At 58.2% G+C, this 19,789-nt stretch carries 20 protein-coding genes and 1 pseudogene; all 21 read right to left on the bottom strand.

What is annotated here, in order from left to right:
- Nucleotides 1–343: 343 nt before the first annotated feature.
- On the bottom strand, nt 344–997 hold the full coding sequence (locus ACYQ6M_RS29715) for an SOS response-associated peptidase (RefSeq protein WP_460077516.1): 654 nt from the start codon (nt 995–997) through the stop codon (nt 344–346).
- Between the two features lie 52 nt (nt 998–1,049).
- The gene (locus tag ACYQ6M_RS29710; RefSeq protein ID WP_460077514.1) at nt 1,050–1,349 is read right to left on the bottom strand and encodes a hypothetical protein; all 300 of its coding nucleotides are present in this window, start codon (nt 1,347–1,349) and stop codon (nt 1,050–1,052) included.
- A gap of 227 nt (nt 1,350–1,576) precedes the next feature.
- On the bottom strand, nt 1,577–3,457 hold the full coding sequence (locus tag ACYQ6M_RS29705) for a ParB/RepB/Spo0J family partition protein (protein ID WP_460077512.1): 1,881 nt from the start codon (nt 3,455–3,457) through the stop codon (nt 1,577–1,579).
- A gap of 458 nt (nt 3,458–3,915) precedes the next feature.
- Nucleotides 3,916–4,743, bottom strand: a complete 828-nt coding sequence (locus tag ACYQ6M_RS29700) for a hypothetical protein (protein WP_460077510.1) — start codon at nt 4,741–4,743, stop codon at nt 3,916–3,918.
- 64 nt (nt 4,744–4,807) lie between these two features.
- Entirely contained in the window at nt 4,808–4,975 is a 168-nt protein-coding gene (locus ACYQ6M_RS29695) for a hypothetical protein (protein ID WP_460077508.1), read from the bottom strand.
- Between the two features lie 234 nt (nt 4,976–5,209).
- A complete protein-coding gene (locus tag ACYQ6M_RS29690; RefSeq protein WP_460077507.1) occupies nt 5,210–5,887 on the bottom strand; it encodes a hypothetical protein in 678 nt (225 codons plus the stop codon).
- Nucleotides 5,884–6,948, bottom strand: a complete 1,065-nt coding sequence (traI, locus tag ACYQ6M_RS29685; protein ID WP_460077505.1) for a TraI/MobA(P) family conjugative relaxase — start codon at nt 6,946–6,948, stop codon at nt 5,884–5,886. Before traI ends, ACYQ6M_RS29690 begins: the two co-directional genes overlap by 4 nt.
- The gene (locus ACYQ6M_RS29680; RefSeq protein ID WP_460077503.1) at nt 6,945–7,277 is read right to left on the bottom strand and encodes a hypothetical protein; all 333 of its coding nucleotides are present in this window, start codon (nt 7,275–7,277) and stop codon (nt 6,945–6,947) included. Before ACYQ6M_RS29680 ends, traI begins: the two co-directional genes overlap by 4 nt.
- Nucleotides 7,274–8,479 (bottom strand): DUF5710 domain-containing protein, encoded by a 1,206-nt coding sequence (locus ACYQ6M_RS29675; RefSeq protein WP_460077501.1) that lies wholly within the window; start codon nt 8,477–8,479, stop codon nt 7,274–7,276. The genes ACYQ6M_RS29680 and ACYQ6M_RS29675 overlap by 4 nt, the downstream gene beginning before the upstream one ends.
- Before the next feature lie 53 nt (nt 8,480–8,532).
- The gene (locus tag ACYQ6M_RS29670) at nt 8,533–8,784 is read right to left on the bottom strand and encodes a hypothetical protein (RefSeq protein ID WP_460077499.1); all 252 of its coding nucleotides are present in this window, start codon (nt 8,782–8,784) and stop codon (nt 8,533–8,535) included.
- Between the two features lie 40 nt (nt 8,785–8,824).
- On the bottom strand, nt 8,825–9,025 hold the full coding sequence (locus tag ACYQ6M_RS29665; RefSeq protein WP_460077497.1) for a hypothetical protein: 201 nt from the start codon (nt 9,023–9,025) through the stop codon (nt 8,825–8,827).
- Nucleotides 9,022–10,908: a type IV secretory system conjugative DNA transfer family protein gene (locus ACYQ6M_RS29660; RefSeq protein ID WP_460077495.1), complete on the bottom strand. Its 1,887-nt coding sequence runs from the start codon at nt 10,906–10,908 to the stop codon at nt 9,022–9,024. The genes ACYQ6M_RS29665 and ACYQ6M_RS29660 overlap by 4 nt, the downstream gene beginning before the upstream one ends.
- Before the next feature lie 6 nt (nt 10,909–10,914).
- Nucleotides 10,915–11,871, bottom strand: coding sequence for an ATPase, T2SS/T4P/T4SS family (locus ACYQ6M_RS29655; RefSeq protein ID WP_460077493.1), 957 nt, complete (start codon nt 11,869–11,871; stop codon nt 10,915–10,917).
- Between the two features lie 92 nt (nt 11,872–11,963).
- On the bottom strand, nt 11,964–14,435 hold the full coding sequence (locus tag ACYQ6M_RS29650) for a hypothetical protein (RefSeq protein WP_460077491.1): 2,472 nt from the start codon (nt 14,433–14,435) through the stop codon (nt 11,964–11,966).
- A gap of 10 nt (nt 14,436–14,445) precedes the next feature.
- Entirely contained in the window at nt 14,446–15,546 is a 1,101-nt protein-coding gene (locus ACYQ6M_RS29645) for a TraB/TrbI/VirB10 family type IV secretion system protein (RefSeq protein ID WP_460077489.1), read from the bottom strand.
- Between the two features lie 2 nt (nt 15,547–15,548).
- On the bottom strand, nt 15,549–16,532 hold the full coding sequence (locus ACYQ6M_RS29640; protein WP_460077487.1) for a TrbG/VirB9 family P-type conjugative transfer protein: 984 nt from the start codon (nt 16,530–16,532) through the stop codon (nt 15,549–15,551).
- Nucleotides 16,529–17,248 carry a VirB8/TrbF family protein gene (locus ACYQ6M_RS29635; protein ID WP_162529974.1) on the bottom strand — a complete coding sequence of 240 codons (720 nt, stop codon included), beginning with the start codon at nt 17,246–17,248 and terminating at the stop codon, nt 16,529–16,531. Before ACYQ6M_RS29635 ends, ACYQ6M_RS29640 begins: the two co-directional genes overlap by 4 nt.
- Nucleotides 17,248–17,415 carry a hypothetical protein gene (locus ACYQ6M_RS29630; protein WP_460077485.1) on the bottom strand — a complete coding sequence of 56 codons (168 nt, stop codon included), beginning with the start codon at nt 17,413–17,415 and terminating at the stop codon, nt 17,248–17,250. The genes ACYQ6M_RS29635 and ACYQ6M_RS29630 overlap by 1 nt, the downstream gene beginning before the upstream one ends.
- A gap of 49 nt (nt 17,416–17,464) precedes the next feature.
- Nucleotides 17,465–18,472 (bottom strand): type IV secretion system protein, encoded by a 1,008-nt coding sequence (locus ACYQ6M_RS29625; protein ID WP_460077483.1) that lies wholly within the window; start codon nt 18,470–18,472, stop codon nt 17,465–17,467.
- A gap of 2 nt (nt 18,473–18,474) precedes the next feature.
- Nucleotides 18,475–19,296: a hypothetical protein gene (locus ACYQ6M_RS29620; protein WP_460077481.1), complete on the bottom strand. Its 822-nt coding sequence runs from the start codon at nt 19,294–19,296 to the stop codon at nt 18,475–18,477.
- Nucleotides 19,278–19,789: pseudogene (locus tag ACYQ6M_RS29615) on the bottom strand (VirB4 family type IV secretion system protein); the annotation flags it as partial. The pseudogene ACYQ6M_RS29615 and the gene ACYQ6M_RS29620, both read right to left, overlap by 19 nt.

Genomic DNA, 19,789 nt, shown 5'->3' with positions numbered 1-19,789 from the left:
TTTTCCGCGTCGTCGGAAACGGGGGAGCCGGGTCAAGGACCATGGCAGGGGAGGGGATCACCCGCGCGCACAAGGCGAAGCCGCGGAGCGTGGGGATACCCCTGCCATCGCCGCGCAGCGGTTCATCCTTGACCTGGCGGGGGCGGAGCCCCTTTCAGCAAGATAAGTCCGGCCCTGGCCGGTCATTGTTCCAGGGGTAGGGGAGCGGGTCAGGTCTGGAAAAGGAACGGGGTCGAGCCGGCCTGCCGGCACGATCCTGTTGCTTTGGAGGATCTGGGCCGCTCACCGTAGGGGCAACGCCCCTGCCGAGGATCAACCCGGCCCGTCAGGGCTGGTCCGCGTGTCAGTCCTTGCCGTCCTGACGCCCGCCGCGCGCAACAATATCGAGCGTGTCATCCGCAAGAGGACGCTGAAGCTCTTTCGCTTCGTCCCAGGGCGCGGACAGCCAAGTCTCGATTTCTTGCTGTTCCGTCAAAATAACCGGCATGGCCTTGGGGTGGATCGCGCCAACTTCCCGATTTGGCTCGCAGGTCAGGAACCCGAACAGATCGGCAGTCACCTCACCTTCCTTCACCTTTCGTACGCTGGTCCAGTTCGTCCAGATACCGGCAAACACCGCAAGAGGCCGGTTTTCGTTAAAGGAAAACCAGACGGGTTCGCGTGCCCTTAAATCGAACTCGGAAAAGGAATTGAACGGGACGACACAACGGTGGTCGATGCTGAGCCAGCGGCGCCAGTGCGGGCTTTTAGTGTTGCGAACGTTTGTCACGCCCTTGTCGGCCGACTTGCCTTTCAGTGCAAATGCCGGTGAGGGCATTCCCCAACGTGCCAAGGTCAATTCCCTGTCGTCACCGATATTACGGACGATGGGAGCGGCATAGTCCGGATAGATACCCGGCTGCGGTGCCAGGTTGCCGATAGTGTCGGCAACTTTCATGGCTCGGGTGAAATCCAATACGGCTTGCCGCGCCGAAGTGTGGGAGTAGAGATTGCACATCAAACCACATTTCAACAGACGGCAAAAAATAACAAGGGATCAGCCCGGCCCGTCAGGGCTGGTCCGCTCCCGGAACAGGGGGCAGCGGCATCCAAAGCGTTGCCTCGGAGCCGTACACCTTGAGCATCTTGCAGCCGGTCTCGTTGTGCACCAGATCACTGACGATGATTGTTCCGATCCAAGTCGGCTTCATGGCTTCCCCGCGAACATTCACAAAGTCGGACTCCGTCCCAAAATAAAAGAGGCCGATAATGTTGCCTTCCAAGAGCAGCACAGGAGTGCCGTCTTTAGGTGCTGTTTCAATAGGTTGCCATCCGTCGATGTGCAGTAGCGATTTGAGGCTGTCGATCATGGGAAGACTCTTTCGTTCAATGAGCTGGCCCGGTCAAGTGGGGTATGTACTTGACCGGGACAGAGTGAAGCCCCTTATCAAACTTCAGCCGGTTCCTTTAGAGGGGTCCGCAACCGGCTATCGTTTGATCGGGAGGCAAGGGGCTCCGTATTCGATGGTGGGGTTTCCCCGAAGGGGAAAGGCCGCCCTGCGGGAGCTTTCGCAGAGCAGCCCTTCAATGGGCAGCGTTACGCTGCCTCTTGAACGACTCCCTCGGACGCAGGAGCTTCGTCTTTGAAAGTCATGATGTTCGGCACCCAACGCGTCTCGGCGACTTTTTCGGCTGCATAGGCTGCGGCTTCCTTTTTCTTCATTTTGAGAACGGGCGCGGCAGCTTCCTCGCCACAGGCCTGCACGAGACTGTCATGGATGGCATCGTGCTTGACGCGGGCGAAGTAGGTTTCGGCAGTCGGCTGGAAGTGATCGGCCATGTCGAGGTTGAGCGCCGCGCCGATCCGGTTGCCGTGATCCACGCCCGCGCCGTTGAAGCCGTCGCCATGGCTGATAGCGTTGATTGTCTGGGCGACAAGGAAAGCTTGCAGCCGAAGCAAGTCTTCCTGCGACACACCCATGCACCAATCCCAAAGGTCGGCCGGATCGACAGGCAGAACCGATTTCCAGCTTTCGCGGACGCGTTCAATTGCATCGAGGTCGGCGCATTGGCCCGCCTCCTTGATGTGTGTTTCAAGGCAGGCGCTGTCGAGTGAGACTTCAACCGCCCCATGGGTCCAAGCTGCCCGGTGCTCGTAAAGCGTCTTGATCGCCATGGAATGAACGCTAACAACAAGGGCTAGGGTCGGGTTTTGGGCAAGCTCAAGACGGAGCGCTGCGGTCTTGCGAGCGGTCAACTCGGCGACCAGTGCTTTCGAGTGATCGGAACCGGCTTTTTCGTCTGACGCTGTATCAGAGCAGGCTTGTGCTGCCACCTTCACGTCCTTCGGATCGATCAAGCCGCGCTCAATGCGCAGATCGCCATGATAGCCAAGCGACAGGATTGCCCCGGCCTTTGCCTTCTGCTCGTCGCTGAACTCCGGTTTCCACGCAGTGCGGAAGTCCTCAAGAGCGTTTTCCGCTGCTTCGAAGGCAAGCCGGTCGTCTTCGTCTCCAGACTGGTCGTAAACATCTCCAGTCGTCTCAACCGCGTTTTCCAGTGTTTCGAGGTGCTTCTGTTCCTCGTCGGACAGATCGCGGGCCATGGGATAGATACGACCGTATTTCTGCATTTCCATGTAGTCGATTTCCGGCTGGTAGCGGCACCACTTCCAGCCTTCGCCAGCAACTTGAAGGGTGAGCGCGTCGATCTTCTCGGCCACAAGTTTATCAATCAAACCCGCGTCTGCGGCATATCCGCCATCTGTATCGAAGAGGTCACAGATCACCGCGCCGCCCGCATCGCGGACCGCATCGAGGCCGCCAAGGAACTTGATGCGTTTGTCGGACGCGGGAATTTTGCCATCGGTCAGCGCCTGACGAATATCGCGGCTGCTGCGATAATAAGGTGAAAGGTTATCCCAAACCCGTTCCTGTTTTTCATGGTCATCGCTGACGGTGAACGCCTGCAATTGGGCAAGTTCCATGTCTCCCTTTTCGAACATCTCGAACAGGCGAGGGGAAACATTGGCCAGTTTGAGACGCTTGGTGACGACAAGCTCTGTCGCGCCGAAACGGGTTGCGATTTCGCTGACCGCCTTGCCATCGTCGGCCATCTGTTTGAAAGCCCGGAACTCGTCTGCCGGGGACATGCCTTCGCGCATGATGTTTTCGGCGAGGCTGATTTCGGTTGCGTCAGCCTCGTCGCTGAGAACGCACGTCACCTTGACGGATGCGGGCATTCTTTTGTTGGAAATCAGGTGCTCAATTGCCCGGAACCGCCGTCCGCCTGCGGTCACAAGGTAGGTTCCCTTTTTCTCGCCTTCGCGCACGACAAGGTTCTGCAGAACGCCAACTGAGGCAATGCTTTCAGCAAGCTCAACGATGCCTGCCTGCGTGTAGGTCTTGCGGACGTTCTTCGGATCGAGCGCCAGCTTGGAGAAAGAAATTTCAAGGCGGTTCGTATCGGTCTTGGTCATTTGGTTTGCTCCTGTTTCCATGAAATTCGCCGGGTTGGCTCGTTTCATTTTCCGCGTCGTCGGAAACGGGGGAGGGCGGTCAGGGACCGGAAAGGCGGAGGGGTGTCCCCGTGCGCACAAGGTGCAGCCGCGGAGCATGGGGAGACCGACGTTCCGGCCGCGCAGCGGTTTATCCTTGACCGGCCGGGGGCGGAGCCCCGCTAGCAAATCAATGTCTGGCGCAGCCAGGCAGATATCTGCAAAGCAGATTCAGCGCGAACGATCGTTCCCCGAATGGGCCGAGACAAAGGCGGTTTCGGCCGATGGACTATCTTGCCGGCGGAAGGCTCGTTGAGACTTTTGTCGGCGCTAGATAGTCCCGGCAGAAATCGGGTTTGGCTCGGTGGAGGCCGCACAGCGGCGGAAGAGAGCGTGGTCCGGTAGGACGCGACCAGAACAGATAGGAGCAGCGCTTGGTTCTAGTTTGCGTTCTCGTCCAAAATCGCTTTGAGTTCTGCGTACAATTCGTCTGTTTCTAGTTGGTATTTATCCAAACTGTCTTTGCTTGCGACGACGAAATCAGGAATGAACAACCTAGTATTTGGGTCGGAATCGTAGGTCAGGTCTGCAATTTTCTCGGACGTTTTTTGAGCGTCTTCTCTGATATTTTTAAAGGTGTAATCTTGGCAACTTCCGAGCAGCTTTGATGTCATCGTAAGAGGCACAGAGATATTTTGACCTTTGCGCTGATCATTCAGGTGTTTCAGTTGGTTACATTTATCATCCATTTGGGCCAGCCACATTTCGACATACGCAACATGCTCTTTAGACTCGCGTTTCGCATCGGCGAGCCTTTTGGCTGTTTGTTGTACGCGTTCTTGTTCTTCTTTCTGTTTTTCCACCAACCGCTCTCGTTCTTCCTCTTTCTTTTTGTCTGCGATGATTTTCTGTTGGGCGTCTCGCACGTTTGAGACCCGTTCAGCCAGATCCGGATTTTCGAAATGCTCTATTTTGAAACCTAACGGATTACGGGAGGTGTCATGCAAGCGCTCGTCGAGCTCTTTTCGGCAGCCTGTTTTGTAATAGGCGATCTGGTCTTTCGGGGCGTCTTTGAAAACATCGTCGGCCTGGCCGGAAATCAATTGCAGACATTCAACGGCCTTCATTGAGATTAGAGGCATATCATAAGCCGAGCCTGGCCCTCCCAGGAGCTCGGCCAACTGTTCATTTGATGCTTCAGGGATTTCTGGCTGACAGGCAGCGAGGATCGAGAAGATTGCGACTGTTGCGAGGGTCTTGGATTTCACGTGGTTCTCCGATTTCTGGATTTTGGGGGCGGATGTCGTTGAGGGCCGGCGTGTGCAGGGTCATTTATGACCCTGCTTCAAACCCCTTCGGGGCGGCGGCCGTCTTGACGCTCAACGCGTTGAGCGTTTCGTTTGCGGCGATCCATTCCGCCACGATCTTTTCACCGCATGAGGTGAGATGATCGGAATCGCGGAACAGCACGCACCTGTCGAAAAAGGGGCTTTCAGGCATTGGGTATCCGGACGATAGCTGAACGAACCAGCCGGACTTACTGAATGGTGTGTTTGAGACAAAGGAAGAACCGAAAAGCGTTAGGAATCTAATTGGTTAGTGTGTGGAGCGAGAGGCAAGACCCATTCCAGGAAGGAGAGGCGGCCAATATCAAGAGTTGCAAATTCTGTCTAGCCTTTGACTTTGGTTGAGTTAACACCAAGCAAATCCTCCAGCACCTGATCGCCGGCATTCTCAATTTTTGACGTATTCGATTTTGATGATGGTGAGGCAGTTGGGTTTGATGTCGGGATCGAAGGTCCATTTGATGGCGTTGAATCCGGCCAGGCCTTTGGCTTGGGCGTCGTTGATCGCGCACTCGACGTGCGTGTAGGCAGCGACGCGGTTTTCGAGCATCTGGCTGCTGGACCCGAACATCTCGTCGGCGTTTGCGCCGATCTGGAAGAAGCGGTTGACGGGATGGTCTGAATTAACGGCGATCGACCGGCCGGGAACATCGATCTCATTGCGGGCCTTCAGGTAGAAGCCCCGGTTCAGCTCAGCAAAGTTATCATCGCAGAAGGCGGAGAAGTCGGCAGAGGCGTCATCGGCGCGCATGCAGGCGCGTTTGGCGCTGAAGATGTTGGCGGCAATATTGGTTGCCGACACCGGGCTGGCGAAGTTCGGCATGATGACCGGTAAGAGCACGACGGTGGCGACCAGGCCGGCCGTCATGACGACGAGGGCGAGGAAGGCTTTCAGAGACGGGATTGCAATGGCTGGTTTCATGACGATTGCCTCGGGCTGGCATTGGGTTGCGTGACGGAGAACAGGGTGATGAGGTGCCTGGCGGGAGCGCTCGATGCGTCCCCGCCAGGCGAGCGGCCGCGTGTGGCGGGTGGTGCGGCCGCTATGGGAAAGGATTGCGGTCATCGGGACATGCCTTTCGATTTCCGGGACCTGATCTGACGAGTGCGGATCTTCTGCGGATCTTGTCCGGAGATGATCTGGAGGTATGATTTCTGGAGCTCCAGGGCCTCTCGGGCCTCGGCATCGACACCGGCCTGTTGTTCCAGGAACCGGCGCCAGGACAGGCGATTTCCGGTCTGGCCGCTGGTCATTCGCGCCCAAGCGGGATGCCGTTCCAGACGCGGATCGAGCGGACGGCGGCGGTATTTTTCTTTGGCTTTCCGATTGTCCCGGTTCTTGTCCGGTTCGAACGGCCCGTATTTTTCTTCCAGCTTTTTGCGAGAGAGATCGCGGTCAACAGTGCTGGCCTTTTCCATCGTGCCTGTGTCCCGGTCCCGGAACACAAAACCATTGCCGCGTTTGCGCAGCTCGACACCGTAGAGCGCGAACCCGTCATGCAATTCCTCCCAGGAATTGGAACGGCGATTGATCTGCAAGAGAGCGTCCCGGTGTTCCTTCAGGTATCCGGAGAAGGACTGTTCCCAGGAGTTGGCTTCCTTGTCCCGAGCCCGGGTGTTGTCGCGCTCGTTCTCCTGGTCGCGGCCCTTGACCACCTGCAGGCCGTGTTTCTTTTCCAGCATGGCCGCAGTCGATTGCAGGATTTGGAAGTCGCGGAACGGGGTGTGCATCCGGAAAGTTTCCGGGTGAACCAGGTTGAACTGGATGTGCATGTGGAAGTTCTCGGTGTTGGTGTGGGTGCCGACCACGCGCTGATGGTCTTCCAGGCCGAGGGCCTTGGCGAATTCCGTCTCGATGTCCTTCAGGACGTTGATGTCGGGTTTCTCGCCCTCGGCGAAGGAGACAACGAGGTGGTAGTTTGGATCCGACTTGCTGCGCTGGTTCCGGCTCTGCGTTGCCTGCATTTCCTTGATGGCGATATCCAGATCCTCGATCTTTGTGCCCGCGTTGCAGTTGGAGAGCCAGAAATCCTCCAGCTTCTCGCCCTTCTCCTTGGCGGCAGAGATGTATTTTGCGAGGGCAGCAGCACCGCGAGCCCGTTTAATCGAGGTCTTTTTCGCGATCATGGCCGGATCCTTGCGACCCGCGCCTTGATCTCGGTCTGCGTCTTGCGAACGTCCTTCAAGAGCGATTGCATCTGGCGAACAAGGTGACCGTCTGCCGTCTCGTTAATGGCTTTCAGCAGCAGGTTACCAAGGCGTGCCTGATCGGCATTGACGGCCAGGAGATCCTGAATGGCTTGAGCATTGCTCACATCCGGATACTTCCCGGATTCGAGAATGCGTTCGGCCACACGCGACACCGACAGGTTTGTCCGCTTTGCGTGGCACGTAATCCGCTCGTGCAGCTCCGGACTGGCATAGGTGATGATCTGCAGGCGTTTTGGCTTCTTCACCGCGACCTCTCCAGCTCGCGCCCAAGCCCCTTGTCCTTGCCGCGAGCGTGTTCCCGCTGCATGAGTGCAAAGGAGTCTCTGAGGGCCGTAAGCAGACCTTTTTCACCGCGGAGCTGCTTCAGGTCGTTCCAGTCGGTCGCGCCGCGGTCTTTCTCTGAAGCCGTGAATGAGGGCGCGAGCACCTTGCCGCCAACGGCTTCGGCGGCCCGCTGTGCACATTTCAACCCCTTGTTCGGCAGGGGCGGAATTTTGTTCGGGAGATGATGATCGTCATCAGCGGCAATCAGGATGTTGGCGGCGGGGTACTTTTCCCGAACCGCCTTGGCCGTGGCGACCAGGTTGTCGCCGTCAAAGGCAACAAAGGTCGGCAGGTTGGTTGCCTTGTGAACGTCGGCGCCTGTGGCATAACCTTCGCCGACGATGACGGTCAGTGTGTCGCTTTTCTCCCGATCCTTCTCCAGCTCCTTGTTCGGATCGATGGTGTGATAGAGCCCATCCTTGCGGCCGTGCTTCAGGTAGGTCTTTTCATCACCGACGAACTGCAGAGACCAGATCCTCCCGGTGTCATCGCGTAGCGGGATTACCATGCGGCCATCGTCCGCCAGCTTCACGCCGTAACCTCGGACCTGCTTTCTGCCGAGGTATGGACAATTGTCCGGCGTGGCCCAGGTGCTCAGGTTGGTCCAGATGCCGAAGGCGCGTTTGGCGGTCGCCTGCTGTTCTTTCGCTCGCTCCCGCTCACGAATCTCGCGGTTTTGTGCGGCCTCGGCTGTCAGCTTCTGCTTTTCTTCAGCAGTTAAGGCATCGCCCGTTCCGGTCCATTGTAGGGGAACGTCCTCGCCCTTGAAGTTCTTGAACTGACCGTTCGGAACGCCATCCAGGAAGCCGCGATAACTGGCATTGGTCTCCTTGCCATCGCCGGCAAGGGCAATGCGGTGCCACTTGCCGTCCATTTCCGGCAGACCCTGCAGCTCGGCGCCGTTGTCACGCAGGAATTTTCCAAAGGCGGTGCGCGGATCCTCGCGCGACGGCTCCGGCTGATTTTCGGCCAAGAACGGTTTCAGCGAGTCCGGCACATCCGTGCCCCTGGCAAACCAGGCCTTCTGCTTATTGTCCCAGAACGCGCCGGCCGCCTTGGCCGCCTCGCGCTGTTCATAGGGAACGGAGAGATAGGTTTTCTCGATGGGTTTGGCGTCGGCCATGTCTGGAGACTCCATATGAAAGAGAGTGATCTGGAAGGAGGCGTTCGACTGTGTCACGCCGCCCGGGTTCTGCCGGAGTAGAGGCTTTGCCGGATCTCGTTGGCTTCTTCGATGCAGGCGATAAGATTGGTCCGGCGATCCGGACCAGCATCGGGAAAGGCGTGGCGCACATAGTGTTCCGCCACTTCCAGCAAGGTTGCCGTGGGAAGCTGCTCCCTTGGGAACGACGCAATAACCAGCTCCATCAGGAGCTCTGCACGTTCCGGATCATCCGTGAGCGGCTCGGTGGCAAGGGTACATTTCATGATCATTCACTCCTTGTTGCTGGGGAGAAGGGGGGGACACTCAGTCCAGAAAAACACCGTCAACCTCACGTTGCCCGGTAACGGGCATGGGGCCTCGGGGCCAAAGTTCACGTCCGGCTGTGTCGGTGACGGAAATCCGGCGCAGAGGTGTGTCACTCGCGAGCGTGCCTCCCGTGATGTCCAGGTCGCCGAACTCCTCATGAATCGTGAGAAGGATCTGAATGGCTTCGCTGATCTTCATGATGCGGCCTTTTGGTTAGACGGCAGGGAAGGGGAAGCCATCTTTTGGTTGGACGACGGAAGAGAAGAAGTGGAGTTCGGGGAGGGGATCTGGACCTCGGCGCGGGCCTGAAGATCCTTGTCCTGGAAGTAGAGGACCTGGCGGCCATAGATCGCCGGGCGGCCGGCCACGAAGATCAGCATGTCACCGGCACGGGTGACCTTGCCGCCGGCGCCAGTCTGGATCCCCGGCAATGACATGCATTCATCCGGGGTCAGAAGCGGCCGGGCCACCTCCATCAAGGTTTCGGAATAGTTCGTCCCGATTTTCCCGGTGGTGTGGCTGGCTGAGGTCTTTTTCTGAACCAGCGTGGTCTTACCGGCCATGTCCGACAGAACCCGGGCCGTTTCCATCGTGTTCGGCGCGTAGGCGATCCGGACATGGCAGTTGGAAACAATCGACTGTTCGCGGCCATAAGCTTTCTGGAGCTGCGTGAGGTCCTGAACGATCACGAAGGCCTTGAGGCCGTAGCCCGCCATGAAGGCAATCGCCTTCTCAAAAATCTCCAGCTTGCCGACTGACGTAAACTCGTCGAGCATCAAGAGCATGCGGAATTGATAATGCTTGACGGACCGGCCGCCCTCGAATGCCATGTGAGAGGTAAGGCGGGTGAGGAACTGGTTGAGCAGGATCCGCACCAAGGGCCGCAAGCGGGCAATGTCAGAAGGGGGGATGACGATATAGAGGGTTGCCGGCTTGTCGCCGTTCATCAGGTCGGTGATGCGGAAATCGGATTCCGATATGTTGCGGGCCACAATCGGGTCGCTGTAAAGCGCAAGCTGAGACGTGCCGGTGGAGTGCACCCCGGAGCGCTCGTTGGAAGAGCGTTTGCGCATGCGGGCCGCACCGAGCCGCACCTCGTCATTCACGACTTCCCGGCCGTGCTCATAGCGCTCCATATCCTTCAGAAGCCGGTCGAAACTGTCGTCTTCCTCGCCATCCTTCTGTTTGAACGCGGCTTTCGCAGCAGCGGCGACGGCCTGTTCGCTGATGGATTTGGGGTCCTCGTCATCACCGATCGACATGAAGGCGCGTACGTCTGCGAGCGTCGCAGTGCGGTTTTCTGATTTTTTGATCCGGTAAAGGACATGCAGGATCGCGGTGCAGAGCCAGCCGTAACCTTCCTGCATCCAGAAATCCTTCAGGCCGGTGCCGTCCGGATCGATGATCATGATGGCGATGTTCTGGCAGTCAGCGATCTCGTGATCGGTCCCGATCCGGACCTCGGCCAGGGGATTGTATTTGACCGATCCGCGATCCGCAGCCGGATCGAAACGATAGATCCGCTGGCCCTGGCCCGCGCGCCAGCCGGCGGTCAAGGCGTAGTTCTCACCCTTGATGTCGAGGACGAGCGCAGAATCCTCCCAGGAGAGCAGGGTTGGCAACACGAGGCCGACACCCTTACCGGAGCGGGTAGGGGCAAAAGCCAACACATGCTCCGGACCATCGTGGCGCAGCATCTTGACGCCTTTTCGCGTCGGCCAGCCACCGACGACAACGCCGGTCTCCGAAAGAAGACCGCTTTCTTTCACATCCCGGGTTTCAGCCCATCGAGCCGTGCCGTGGATATCCTTCTGCTTCCGGCCACCGAAGATCGTCTCGGACCTGGCGCCACTTGCAACGATGGCGCCTGTCAGCATAAGCGCAAGGAAAGCCCCAAAGCCGCCATAGGCCGGCCGCAGGATCTCCGGCGGGAACCCGCCAGTCTCAAGCCAGAAGGCTCGAAGCCACTTCCACCAATCGGGCTGAAGCGGGTTAAAGCCCAGATAATAATGCCACCCGGTCAGCGTCACACCGACAAGGACCACACATGCCAGAACGGCGAAGAAACGCATCAGATGCATGGCAGATCACGCAGCCTCGACGCTCATGGGCTGGCGGTCGCGCAGCACATAAAGATCATTCTTCATCTCGTAGATATCGGAGATAAAGCGCTGGCCTTTTGGATCGCGTTTGATGTGGACCACCAGATCGACAAGACGACGCATGAACGTCTCTGCGTCGGGCAAGGTCTGACCAGCCGCATTGATGTTCTCCTGGAATCGTGCGGGGACCAGCTCGGCACTTTCGGCATGCACGGTGCACATCCAGCCGCGCGCGCCAGTGTTGAGAACATTGAGCGCGGCGAAGGCATTTTGCGTGGAGATTTCCCCGAACAGGATATTGTCCGGGGAGATGCGCATCTTGTGATCGTAGAGCTGCTGCCAGGTTCTAAGCCCTGCGCCCTGGGCGGTGTCCCGGGCCGCCAGCAAGGAAACTCCGTTATAGAACCGGCTGACTTCGAGCTCGGGCGTATCTTCCGCGCTGACAACGCGCCGGTCATCCGGAAGATAGGATAGGAGATTGTTGAGCAGCGTGGTCTTGCCGGTATTGGTCGATCCGGAAATGGCGATATTGCGCTGCTGATCGAGGGCGGATTTGAGATAGGCGATCATGCCGGCGGACAGACCCATGTCGTCCAGTGTGATCTTGTGCGGATGCTTGCAGCGGATCGCCAGTGACAGGCCGGAGACAACCGAATTGCCGATCAGGCATTCAAAGCGGTGACCGCCAGGCAAGATCGTGGAAAGCTGCGGCTTTGCCGTGGGGTCGAATTCCAAGCCTTTCATGTTCGCCAGAGCCCGGCAGATGGTTTTGATCCGGTGCAGCGTCAGAGCCGGTTCGTCGACTTCGGCAATTCGGTTTTTCAGATCGCGGCGCTCCACGATCAGCTTGCCCGGAGCCTTGGTCCGGACCTCAACGACATCGGGCGCGGCATAATGCCGGGACAGCGGCGCGAGGATTTTTTCAAGGAGGACCTGAGACATGGGTTCGACCTTTCGAAACTGGAATTCGGGGAAGGGGGGAAAAAGGGCAGGGGCCCGGGCACGGCCAGGTCCCTGCAAGTTTCAGAAAACCGTCAGGTTTCCCAGCGGACCGTTTTCCAGGACGAATAGGTCACCTTGCCGTCCGGATAGACGACCTTCGTGCGCTCATCGATACGATGGTAATATTTTACCTTGTTGTCGGGATGCCGACAGCCGGACGCGGGGCCGCTCTGGCTGATCACCGAATACGGGCCCTTGCCGGAGAAGGTCTTGCCCCCCGAACCGCACCCGTTGCTGGCATAGAAAATATTGCCGGAACCATCCCGGATGCGAGCCGTGTAGCCCTTGACCGCAACATTAACTTTCAAGTTATTCAGCTTGCGCGTTTCCGTGCTGCGCTGACACTTGTCACCATTGTTCAGCGTCGTGCCGTCCCCGGATGCCCTAGAGTAGCTGGACCCGTCCGGACGCGTGTAGATCTTCGTCCGTTTGGTCGGAACCATCTCGGTGCAACCGTTATAGTACTTCCGGGAGTAGTCTGGGCTGTCCTGGTTGCGAACGAAGGTATAGGCGATCTCGGACGTACCCGGCTGAAGGTAGGACGTTGCTATCTTGAAGGCTTTGGCGTTCACCTTGATGGAAACGTCAACGAGCTGCTGCGCGCGCAGCTTGGCATCGTTGTATTTCCAGCCGTTTGGAGCGACGGAGTGGGTGAACTTCTGATCGTTCCGCTGGCATGCGGTGACATAAGTTCTGCCACGGCCGGGAACGTCATAATAGTAGCGCTCCAGACCGTAGGAGAGACCAGCGGCAAGATCGTGATCGAAGGATGCTGGATCGTCGCAGCCGTTCACCGTCGAATAGATGCCAAGCATGTTCGCTTCATCCGGCTGGCAGCCCGCGATCACATCCGAACTTCCATTCACCGTGATCTCGGTACGGTACTGCCTGACCGCCTTGCCGCTCGCCATATCGACAATCGGCGTGCACACGTCGATGCCGTTTTTGTCGAACACACGATTATGCGTGTAGGTGGTCTCCGTGGTGATGCACGGGGAAGCCTGGAAGAGCTGACCCTCGTACTCATAGGTCCACATCGCCATTTCCGTGGAAACGCCCGTTCCGAAATCGTGCCGCATGGAACAGCCGTTCGGCTCGGCCGTCATCTGGATCGGTTCGATGGTTTCCGAAGGCGCGCATTCACGCACGCTGACTTCAACCTTGTCCCCGTTGGTGTAGATGAGCGAGGTGTTGACGATGGCCTCGCCGTTCTCAAGGTCAAAATCGAACGTGCAGTTCTGTTTCTCCTCGATCTTGAACGCCTGTTCTTCGTCAGGCATGCATTCGCTGACCTTCTGGCGGCTTGCCTTCTCGTCCGTGTAGGAAAGCGTATATTGCGCATTGGCGATACCCGCCTCCAGATCGACCGCATCCGAACAGGAGCCGTATTCGCGCTCCATCTCGAAGACGGTCTTGGAAGGCGCGCATTCGCTGACCGCGACATCCTTGCCCGTCCGGTCCCGATAGGTCAGACGCGTCAGTAGCGTGACCTCTTCGCCTTCAATATCGACATTCGGTTTGCATTCATCGCGCGATTCCGAGATGGCAAACGAGATCGACTGATCCGGCTGACAGGCGGCCAGGTCGTAACGCGCGCCCTTGTCGTCATTGTAAAAGGACGCATATTGCGGGCGGGCAAGAAGTGCGGCCTCGTCAACCAGATCCTCGCAGGCCTCGTAATTGCGCTGGATGTTCCAGACAATGCCGTTTGGCGAACAGGCCTCGGTCTCGGTGACAATACCGTCCTCGAGCGTTTCCGTTTTGGCGGTCTGGCGCACGATGCCATTCGCCAGATCGATCTGCGGCTCGCAGCCATCGATCGAAACATTGATCGTCATGTTCGGCTCGCGCTCTTCTTCCGGCTCCTCTTCCTCTTTAGCAAGCCGTTCAGGCGTTTCGTAACCTTCGGCAATCGGGTTCTCACTGCCGCCGGCTTCGTCAACGTCCGTATCGTCCTCGACAGTATTTTCCTTGTCTTCAAGCTCCTCTTCGGGTTCGGTCTCTTCGCTCGCAGAAAGCCGGGCGACGGCCTGAACAAACTCGGCTTCATCCCCGTTCACGGAAATAGCCGTGGTCGGCAGGAGGCGGTTGCTTTCAACTCCGAACTGGCTGGTGAATTTATCGGCTTCCAGATCGACAAAGTCGGTGTCTTTCTTCAGCCGCGTGACAACCACCTGAGCGATTTCCTCACCGTTGACGCTGACTTTGCGGGTGAAGCCCTCGGCAGTGATCCCACTGATATCAACGACCTCGGTCGTATTCGGCTGAGCGTTGAATTGCAGTTGGACCGGTACGGCACTATCGGCAGACAACTCTGTTTCCAGCGCCGGCGACACGGTGAACAGATCCTCTTTGATGAGCACCTCGGTGTCACCGGTTGTCGATTCCGATGCTGACACAGTTCCGGACAGCGGAGAAACCGCTGTTTGGGCGTGTGCCGCAACCGGAGGAACTGCCAGCCAAACTGCCAGCAACCCGCAATACAGATACTTTGCGTATCGCATTCCAATCTCCTTAATTTTGGGGAGGGTCGGCGAGGTACCAGTCAAACTTCGGGCGCACCTGTACGCGGGTGCCCTGGGCTATCCGGATGACTGGCTTGAGATCCACGGTGTCCTCCAGGAGGGCGGCCGTGATGGTTCCAATATTCTCGCTGGCACCGGACAGGCCATTGGCGACAATGTAGGAGTTCGATGAATCGATTTGCTGGGAGCCGGAAACAGCCGCCTCGACGGCGGTGCCGATGCCGGTGGTCAGGATGGCGGAGCCGTATTTCTCCCAGAAGCGGGAGTTCACTTCGCCCGAAAGACCGGCATAGCCCTGCGCATCGCCGATATGGGCTTTGAGCTGATAAATCTCGGCGCGGCTTTCCCCGAGCAGAATGCGGCTGCAAGAGAACCCGACACGGGTCTGACCAACCTTGTCCACGGAAGAATATTCGCAGATCATCCGCGAGCCCTTCGGAACGAGCTTGGTCCGGCCATGATAGCCGTAGACGTCCCGGCTCACCTGAACAACCACGGAACCGTTGTCGGCAAGCTGGCTGTTGATGCCGCTTTCCAGAATGCCCGTGATGTAGCGATCGGCCGTCAGAATACGGGTGTTGTCGACTGCTCCGGTCGAATAGCGCGGCGGTGCTGAATAGCGGTCATTCTCCGGATCGATGCCCTCCGGCGGCGGGAAGGACGGCAGGTTGGCGTTATGAACCGGCGGCCGATTGCCCGCGTCAGAGAAATCCCCGGTGATATCGGCGCTTGCAAGCTGCGACTGCATGGCAGCCCGCTCTCTGAGAGCGGTTTGCAGCATCAACTCGTATTCGGTCGGCTGACGCGGCACCGCCTTCGGCGGCTCTATATATTTGGTGACCGTCTGTGTCCGGACGATTTCCCTGGTTTCGACAACGGGCTTTTCGACTTCCTTGATCACTTCCTTTTCGATGATCAGCGGCGGCATGGTGATCACCTTCGCTTGCGCGGGAGGTTTTGGAGGTTCGGGCTTTTCGTAAGAAAAGACGGCCGGGTCGCTGGCGGGCAGACCACGTGGCTGAGCCGGCGCCGGTTGGCAGGCCCCGCCAAAGGTCAGGCCGAGCGCCAGAAGGATCTCGCAGACGGCCATGCTCACTTGCCTCCCTTGTACTGAATGCACATGAAGGACTGGCCGGACTTGAGCGTGATCAGGCGGTGAGTGCTTTCGACAATGAAGGTGGTGCCCTGGACGCGGGTATTGACCAGCTCGTCAATGCCATCGACCACGACATAGGCGGTCGGCAATTCCAGATCGTTCCACTTGTCTCCGAACTGGATGTAGGTGAAGTGATCGTCCCGGAACACCTGCTCGGGTCGGAGCTTTTTGTCGCCCCAGAGCTTGTACTGATCCCAGCCGCGCAACGCGCCCGGATCGAACTTTGCGGTTTGCAGAAAATCCTTCGAACCATGACTGGCAACCGCCGCATTGCCGTTCGGGAGCGGATTGCCGTTGCCGTCAAACTCGACAAAGGACATGCCGGCGCTTTGCGGACCCACAATCCGAAAGGAAACATCCGGGACGGATTTGGAATTGATGCCTTCCGCGCGAAGATAGAAGGAGTAGACATCGCCATCGTCGGTGTAGACCAGCATGGAACTGTCCACGCCTGCACCCGTCGGCTTTACCGCCAGCGTGTTGTCCGAGCGTTTTTTGACCTCGAAGCGGGAGCTATCTCCGAGGTCGGCCGACTTGATCTTGACACCCTTCGGCAACTGGATCGCGCTGACCATGTATTGCCTGAGGCGGACTTTGTAGACGCAATCGCCGCAGAAATTCTGGACGTGGATGCCCTGTTTTTTGCCGGGGCGGGACCAGGCTTCCTGGATCTGGCCGCCGATGCTGTCAGGGCGGGCGAGGGGCCCGAAGTTTCCGGCCGCCTGGGCTTGCGCCTGCGGCACGGAACCGACAGGAAGCGTTGAGTTGACAACCGAGTTAGCCGCAGCAACCCGCTGCGTCGGGGTTGTGTTCGTAGCGACGCTGCCGGGCGTTGCCGGACCTTGACCGAGAGGCGTTTGTGCGTGGGCAGCTCCAGTAATGGCAACGGCGGCGAAAAGAACAGAAAATCGGAAAATCATTTGGAAGCTTGCTCCTTGATGGACATGCCGAGGACGCGGATTCCAAGCGGGTTCTCGAACCGCTCGGCTGCAAGGACGTCATGGGGGCGTGGGGTCATTTCCAGGAAGGCGCGCAGATGGCGGCGCTTCGGCTTTTCGCGGCCGATCCTGTCTGTCTGAAGAAATTCGACGACATAGAGGTAGACGCCATCGTAGGCATCGACCTGATAGGCACCCTTGATCGTGATCGAGCGGTTGAGGCCGTCTTTGATCGCTTCTTCGATGACCGTTTTGTTGGTCTTCACATAGTCATTGAAGAAGTCCGGATCGGAGTACGTGCGGACTTCCTTGAAACGGGTGTTCTGGGTGGTGTCGTCAATGGTGAGGATCTGGTGCACATAACGCCGGGCAAGCTTTTCGAGCATCAGCTCGAAGCCATCGACTTCCATGGAAATCGGTTCGACACGATAGATCCGATCATCGCTCGGATCGGCACGCAGAAGCGCGATTTCAGTCTCCTTGAGCGGTACGAGCGACACAAGGGCCTGGATGCTTGCCACCACACAGATTGCCAGCGCGACATTCGTTCCAACCGACAGGCGCAACAGCCAGGCCATGCGCCGGTGAGCGGTCTTGTAGGCAAACGGATCCGCTTGAAGGATGTTGGCGTGCTTCGGCTCCGGCTTGACCTCCGGAACCGTCGCCGCATGGGACTTGGAACGAGAAATGAAAGCCATCAGGCGGCCTCCACCCATTCAAAGGAACGCGGTTCGAACTCGATTTCCGCGCAGGCGCAGGGCGACTTGCGCATCTTGTCGATGCCATCGGGTTCAATCGGCATTTCCACCTGGGCGCAGCCGGAAACCAGCCAACCAAGGCACAGGGCGAGTCTGAGGTGTTTCATGGAGGAAGACCTTTGAGAGAATTGGAGGAGAGGAAAGGCGATGCGGTACTTAAGACTTGCTGGAATCGATGATCCCGCCGGGGGCCTTCCCCCACGTCTTCTTGTGCAAGTAGCCACCAACCTTGCCCATGGCACCGGCACCGGATCTGGCTGCGGAGCCCCCCATGGCCGCGCCGCGCATGGCACCGGCTGACATGATCCCGGCCGACACGGTTCCAAGCACCGAACTGGAAACCTGACCGGCAATATTGACCGCTTCGGAGATCAGGGCGGCCCCAAGCCAGCCCATAATCATGGCAAGCAAAAATTTGCCGCTGGTCAGGTCGATGTAGGCTTCTGGGTCAACCTGCGCGTCAGCGGTGACGCCAAGACCTTTGACACTGGCGATGACCAGCGAAAAAACCATCGTGACGCAGAGCATGGTGACGATAGAACCGATGATTGTCCGCACACCGGCGCCGATCAGATTGCGACCAAACGGGAAGGCTGCCATGCCAACCAGGAAGGGTGACATTCCGAGGATCACAGTCAGGCGAAAGAGGGAAACGGCCGTGTGCGCCAGGAACAGAACCAGCAGGATGACGTAAGGCAGGAGCAGCGCAACGCCGTAAAGAATATACTTGGGTGCAGGAAGATAACCGCCCGCGCCCATGATTGTGGTGGCGATGTTGAAGACACCACCAATTCCGGTTTCGACCGCCTTCAGCAACGCGCTGAGGCCTGAAAGACCTGAGCCGCCACCGTCCATCAAAGTGCTTGCAAGCCCGCCCATGACATTGACGGACGCGTCGAACACAGTCTGGATCAAACCGCCATCGACGCCTTTGTAGACCCCGAACCCAAGCACCATGAAGATGGCCTGTTTCAGGGCACTGGCGAAATCCAGCGTCCCCAGAAAGACCTGAATACCGCTCCAGAGGATCCAACCGCCGACGAGGCTCAAGAGGATCGCCTGAAACGGCCCATGCACTGCTGTGACTAGCGTGTCGAGGGTCGATCCGGCGTGGCTCTGATAAGCCTCGAAGATCGCGCAGATATTGCAGGAGGTCTCCGCCATGGTTATTCGGCTCCCTCTTCATTGTATTTGCGCTCTTCGGCAATCTCGCTCATTACGGGAACACCGTTGTTAAGGGCGTCCGAGGCCTGAATCTTCAGCATCTGAGCGAGGATCTGATTGGTCTGGGCAGTTGCGACGAGCTGAGCGACTTCCAGCTCGATCAGAACCTGCAGGCGCGCATTGACGGTCTCGGCTGTCTGGCCTGCGTTCTTGTATTCCTGGGCCGTCTCAAGGGTTTTGACAGCCGTCTCATGGGCTTCGTCCGACTGCGCCAGCCCCTTGACCGTCGCGTCCGTGATCGTCGCAATCCTGTTTTCATGAACGGATTTCTGAATGCTGGCTTTTTCTTCCCAGCTTCCTTCGGTGAGAGAGTCCGGGGTGGCAACCAGGCCGGACTTGTAAGCGTTGCCCCGCTCACAGATCGAGCCAAAGTCCACCTCGTCAAATTTGATGGACGGCATGAGCTGCTTGTAGTCGGGAACGAGACAGGCCATGTCCCCGGAAACGCTGGAGGCCAGCGACTGGAAGTTCAGAGACGGGATGGAGAGATTGCCGATCTCACCGATGGACGAAAGGGTCTCGTCGGCAATGCCCTTGACCTCCTGGACCGCCTTCAGCTGATCCGTAACCACCGACAGGCTTTCCTTGGCCGTATCCAGCTGGCTCTTCAAAGTGCCAAGCTGCTCTTTCATGTTGGCGAGCTGCTTTTGCATCTCGCCAATGCCCTTGACGTCGATGACGGCCATCGCCGCCCGCGCCGGAGGTACAAGGTTGGTTGCCAGCATAAGGCCGGCAAATGCGGAAATCAGAGTTTTGCGAGCCATTGGTCACCCCATTGCTGCTTGGTTTGTTCCAGTTCCTTGACCGCGGAAGGTCCGGATCGGTAGAAGCGCAAGGCGTCACCCAGGCCTGACAGGTCCACGTCCAAAATCGTGCTTTCGTTGAAATTCGCGGCCTCGAAGCGCTTCACCACGAGCACCTGGCGCCCGCCCTTCATGTCGCCTTCGCCTTTGATGAAGGCGATTTGCTCATGCGACAGATTGAAGGGCTGAAGGTTCTCGGTCCTCGCTTGAGAGTTCGGCAGAAAGAACAAGGTCTGCGCGTTTTCGATCATGGCCGATGCGCCATCGAACTCCAGCAGCGCACCCGGCTCCTGAAAGGCCAGACCGACAAGCCCGTTGAGCTTGCGGTATTCCTGATACATTTCCCGCACGACGGAGCGGAAACCGTTGTTGCGTAGGAGGTTCGCCGCCTCATCGATGAAGATGGAAAAACCGCCTTCGCCGTGTTTCGCGGCTGCGGAAATCGCAGCGGAGA

It is taken from the genome of Roseibium sp. ROS1 (genome assembly GCF_054658215.1).
The sequence above is the reverse complement of the archived record's forward strand: the minus strand, read 5'-3'. Positions and strand labels throughout refer to the sequence as shown.